6 protein-coding genes are annotated in these 4,626 nt (G+C 60.9%); 4 read left to right on the top strand and 2 right to left on the bottom strand.

What is annotated here, in order from left to right; all coding sequences use genetic code 11:
* Positions 1–210 precede the first annotated feature (210 nt).
* Both SCI24_RS21010 and SCI24_RS21005 read right to left on the bottom strand, forming a co-directional pair.
* Positions 211–648: a low molecular weight protein-tyrosine-phosphatase gene (locus SCI24_RS21010; RefSeq protein WP_318727224.1), complete on the bottom strand. Its 438-nt coding sequence runs from the start codon at positions 646–648 to the stop codon at positions 211–213.
* Positions 648–1,838, bottom strand: coding sequence for a polysaccharide export protein (locus SCI24_RS21005; RefSeq protein ID WP_318727223.1), 1,191 nt, complete (start codon positions 1,836–1,838; stop codon positions 648–650). The genes SCI24_RS21010 and SCI24_RS21005 overlap by 1 nt, the downstream gene beginning before the upstream one ends.
* 434 nt (positions 1,839–2,272) lie before the next feature.
* Between SCI24_RS21005 and SCI24_RS21000 the strand changes: the two genes are divergently transcribed.
* The 4 genes from SCI24_RS21000 to SCI24_RS20990 all read left to right on the top strand — a co-directional run.
* A complete protein-coding gene (locus tag SCI24_RS21000) occupies positions 2,273–2,485 on the top strand; it encodes a hypothetical protein (protein ID WP_318727222.1) in 213 nt (70 codons plus the stop codon).
* Positions 2,486–2,564: 79 nt separating this feature from the next.
* Positions 2,565–3,230: a YjbF family lipoprotein gene (locus SCI24_RS21600; RefSeq protein ID WP_412930344.1), complete on the top strand. Its 666-nt coding sequence runs from the start codon at positions 2,565–2,567 to the stop codon at positions 3,228–3,230.
* A 20-nt stretch (positions 3,231–3,250) separates the two neighbouring features.
* The gene (locus tag SCI24_RS20995) at positions 3,251–4,012 is read left to right on the top strand and encodes a capsule biosynthesis GfcC family protein (protein ID WP_318727221.1); all 762 of its coding nucleotides are present in this window, start codon (positions 3,251–3,253) and stop codon (positions 4,010–4,012) included.
* On the top strand, positions 4,009–4,626 hold a 618-nt coding region (locus tag SCI24_RS20990), incomplete at its 3' end, for a YjbH domain-containing protein (RefSeq protein ID WP_318727220.1). The genes SCI24_RS20995 and SCI24_RS20990, both read left to right, overlap by 4 nt.

Here is a 4,626-nt window from a genome sequence, read left to right as displayed (position 1 = left end):
TCGGCTCTGTGCTGAGGTCCATCGCCTGCTCGGGGATTACGGCACGGAGCGCACGATTAATTATGCATAATCACTTAAGAGGAGAGTCGGTCATGGTCGCTGACGTCGCATAAGTACGAGAGAAAAAGAGATGTCACAATCAATTGACGGCATAAATCAGATGAAAAAACACGCTACGTAACAGGGTGCTATATGTGCTTGGCACATACCCTATAGACGCGTTGCCCAGGCGTCAGTCGCGTCCTTCAGTAATTGATGGACGTGCTCAAAAACATCATGGCTCTTGCGATAGGGATCGGGAATCTCGCGGCCATGCCCACCATCGAGCCATTTCCCGACCAGCATCGTCTTGCCGAGCGTCTCGGGCGCCTGATCGCCCACCGCCCGTCGCTGTCCTTCACTCATCACAAGAATCAGGTCCGCCGCCTGAAGGATTTCCTGATTCACCTGACGGGCCTTATGATCAGCGACATCCAGGCCATTCGCCTCAGCGAGAGCTCGAGCCGTGGGTTCCACGCCATGCCCTACCAGCGCCCCCAACCCGGCGGACGAGACTTGGCGACCCGGCAGTGCCTTGGCCAGCATGGCCGCAGCGACAGGGCTACGACAGATGTTCCCGGTGCAGATCACGAGGATTCGCTGGAACATCAGAAGTCATCCCGCAGGTCGTTGGCATCCCGGGTGGTACGTGTAACCTGATACATGGCAGTGACGGTCGGCAGCAACTGGTTGATCACCCGATTCCAACGCCCGAGCGATGTGGTGGTCACATACACGACGTCCGCTGGTTCCAGCTGAAACTCGGTGCCAAGCACCATGGCCGCAGCGTTTCGTGCATCCAGTTGGTAGACAGTTGCCAACTTACGGTCATTCTCTGGCTGACGGCGAAACACAAAGATGCCGCTGGCATCAGCTTGCGCCTCTCTCAAGCTACCTGCCTGGCTGAGCGCATCGGTCAATGTCAGGCGCGTGCGTCCCATCGGGAGCATTTGCGGCTCTGCCACCTCGCCCATCACAAAAACTTTCTGGCTCCCCAGGTCCGGTACATGCAGCACGTCACCGCCTTTTAGCAGGACGTCTCGCGACAGGTCACCGTTATTCAGCATCGCGTACAGGGAGATCGTACGTGTCTCACCATCTCGTGTCAGTTGCACGCCATGCCAGTTTGCTTTCTCGGAGAGTCCTCCGGAGAGGCTGACGGCATCCAACACGGTCATGGGGACATTGGTCACCGGCAAGCGGCCGGGATTCTCGACCTGTCCAGTGACTTGAACCCGCTGAGAATTGAAGGCTGCAATCTTTACTTCGACCTGGGGTTCGGCGATGTACGGCACAAGACGCCTTTCGATCTCATCACGCACTTCGATGACGGTTCTGCCCACTACTTCGATGCGGCCGATAAAGGGATAGAAGATGGTGCCGTCCTGATGCACGGTGTTCCCGGCCTCTTCGGCACTGCGCTCACCGCCAGAGGGAATCGTCAGCTCCGGATGATCGTATACGGTGATGCTCAACACATCCCCTTCGCCAATGTGGTAGGTGTAATTGTCGATTGCCGCGCGCAGCGCCTCACTGGCTTGGGGCCGTGCCTCGCCTCCAGACCTCTTACGCTGCGCCTGGATCAGCCCCATCGTGATGGGCTCGACATCGACAAGATCATCGATCGGGGCGCTCTCGACACTGGCGTCAAAATGACTACCAGGTGCCAGAGCACAACCGGAGAGTATTGAGGCCCCAACCAGAACCAGGACCAGCTTGGCGAGCGTTGTGCGGCGCATGTTCTTGCCTGCAAGAGAAGTGAGCGGAATTTCAGGCACGCTACCGCCCCAAGGTGTCATGGCGCATCCCTGAGGCCGGTCATCGCGAGGCTGCCTGCAGGCGCTGTGCCTGCAGATGCATTGGAATTGGACATTGGAGGGTGCGGAGTCTACATGACGGATCGGCCGCTACTCCACCGGTACGGACGAGAAATCCCCATATGTACGACATCTCTTACAACCCATGTCGACATTGGCCGACTTGATCGGCATGTCATTGAAACTTCACCCCAAGCTGGCGAGACTTCTGGGTGTCAAGGGTCTATCATGGCGGCCATCAGACAGCTGTCACACATAGCATCAATTGACGCTGGGCAACATACCGTCATACGGAAGGAGTAACTCAATGCTCAGGAAAGGACTTGCTTTCATCGCGATCGCGGGAATGCTGGCATCACCGCTCGCCGTGGCCCAGAGCGAAACAGGTGCAGCAGCAGGTGCGGGATCTAGTGCGGGTGCCGGTTCTGCCGCAGGTACAGGTGCTGCCGGCGCGGGTGCTGGCTCCGCGGCAGGCGCCGGCGCAGCGGCTGCCGGTGGCACTGCCGCCGGTGGCACTGCCGCCGGTGGCACAGCTGCCGGGGGGCTGGCAGGCTTGTCAGCGGCAACAGGGCTTTCCACCGCCGCTCTGGCCGGTATTGGCGTGGCCAGTGCCGTGGCCGTTGGGGTAGGCGTCAGTGCCGCCACTTCTGGAGGCAGTGATGGCGGTGGCGGCACCACCGGCACCACGGGTACCACAGGCACCCGGTAATGATCGCGCAGCACCCGACGGCTGGAAGATTTCAAGGCCGCCTGCGGGCGGCCTTGTCATGTGCACTGCTTGGTTTATTGGCAGGCTGTGCCAGCCAAGGGCAAACACCGCTAGCTGCGTCACTGCAAGCCCTGTGGCCGGACGACGAGGTCACGGTGGCAAACGCTTCAGCGATCCCGCATGCCTCACTCTCTGTGTCCATTGGTGATGTGCAAGGTTTGATGGTTCTGGGCACGCAGGCCGGAGACATGACGTACTGGCCCGCTCAGCACGGGATGGTGCTTGAGTTGCACGATGGCGGTCTGCATGCGACCAACGGCCTGGCCGAAGATCTGCTGGGCACTCACTATGACGATGGAGTGCCCTGGCGGCAGGACGCGCCTGCCTCATTCACCTTGGTCCGCCACTGGCACAACCGTCAGGGAGAGGTTGTCCGGAGCGAGGCTCGCGGCATGATGCGCTGCCGAGGGACCGAGCGCCTACCGCTTCCTCTCGAAGCTCGAGACGCAGAGCGCTGTAACGTATCCCTGGACTGGATCAAGGGAGACACGACAACCGCGACCTACTGGCGGGATCCCGATACTCGCCGCCTATGGGCCGTGCAGGAGACCCCCTGGCCCGGTGCCCCGACAATGCAGTGGCAAGTCGCCCGCCACTGGTGGTAAATCGCAAGACACGGACTCCCATGTACAAACCCCTGATGCTGGCCACCCTACTGGCCACACTGCCGCTTGTTGCCAATGCCCAGCCCAAGACAACACCTCCCACACTGGCGGAAGCATGGCTAGCCTGGCAGGAAGCACGCCTGACCCAGGGCAAGGCGCCCTTCGACTGGGCCTACAGTTTCGCATTGCGCTCACGTGATGCGGTCACGCTCGAACCACGGCAGGCCCGCCTGTCAGCAGAGATGCGAGCAGTGGCATCAGTGATCTCTACCTATCGAGATACCGATACGGCCAGGGCCCTCGGGCGCTGGGCCGAGGTGCTGAATGAACAGCCCATCCGCCACGCACGGTCACCCGGCCCCATGGGGCTACCTGAGCTTGCAGGCGACCTCCGGCGTAACCCGTCAATGGCCGACATCACCCAACTGGGCACCTGCACTCCCCCGTCATGGGTCGAAACCTGGACGCTTGAGGGTGTCGGCAGGCTCACCTGGCAGCCAGGCATGTCATTGAGCCGTGTCCTGAACGCCCTTCCGCCCACAGCCATCCGGGGAATCGATCATGTGATGGTCATCACGCCCACGGGTGATCAGCAACGACGCGGTATCGCCGCCTGGAATCTCGAACCCTCGCCGCTCGCTCCGGGCGCAAGGGTCATCGTCCAGCTGCCTGAGCGGGGGCTCGGTGGCACTCGGGAAGGCCACCTCATTAACCGAGAGCTGTCAGCCTGGCTCGCCACCCGGCTACCCGGTGATGACTGCACGCGCTGGGAGACACCATGATGCTGTGCAGACTGAGCAACAAGGTCGCCATCCAGGCCTGGACGCTGAGCTCTCTGATTCTCGTGATCGTGACGCCGGCTACGGCTGATAACCTGGGCTCGGGACAAAGCGACTTTGGTGGTGTCGGTCTTATGCAGACGCCTACCGCCCGCATGGCTGAGCTCGGCCACTTCTCAGCGGGATGGAGCCGCAGTGCCCCCTATCGACGTTATTCGATATTTGTCCAGCCGACGAGTTGGTTGGAGACGGGCTTTCGCTATGGCTCGGTTGAGAACCGACGCTATGGGCCGAGCATCGCCGGTGAGCGCGATTATCTTGACAAGGGCATCGACGCGAAACTGCGCCTACGTGAAGAGAGCCGTTACTGGCCACAGCTGGCGGTTGGCCTGAGAGACGCAGGGGGCACCAGTCAGTTCGGTGCCGAATACCTGGTCGCCAGCAAACGCTGGCACGATGTGGACCTCACGCTGGGCCTTGGCTGGGGGTATCTCGGTAATGCAAGTGATGTGGCGTCGCCACTAGGCTGGCTGGACTCGCGAGTAAGTATCCCCCGGCAAAGCCGGGGGCTTTATATTGTTAGCCCCTCAAAGGGGCAAGAATCTGAGCCGCCTGAA

This window comes from Halomonas sp. (assembly GCF_033549285.1).
Taxonomy (GTDB): domain Bacteria; phylum Pseudomonadota; class Gammaproteobacteria; order Pseudomonadales; family Halomonadaceae; genus Halomonas.
This window is presented reverse-complemented; position numbering and strand designations above follow the sequence as displayed.

Excerpts from the sequence above, each read along its gene's own strand:
- SCI24_RS20995 (WP_318727221.1), top strand. The coding sequence starts at position 3,251 with ATGTACAAACCCCTGATGCTGGCCACCCTACTGGCCACACTGCCGCTT.
- SCI24_RS21005 (WP_318727223.1), bottom strand. The coding sequence starts at position 1,838 with ATGACACCTTGGGGCGGTAGCGTGCCTGAAATTCCGCTCACTTCTCTT.
- SCI24_RS21010 (WP_318727224.1), bottom strand. The coding sequence starts at position 648 with ATGTTCCAGCGAATCCTCGTGATCTGCACCGGGAACATCTGTCGTAGC.
- SCI24_RS21600 (WP_412930344.1), top strand. The coding sequence starts at position 2,565 with ATGATCGCGCAGCACCCGACGGCTGGAAGATTTCAAGGCCGCCTGCGG.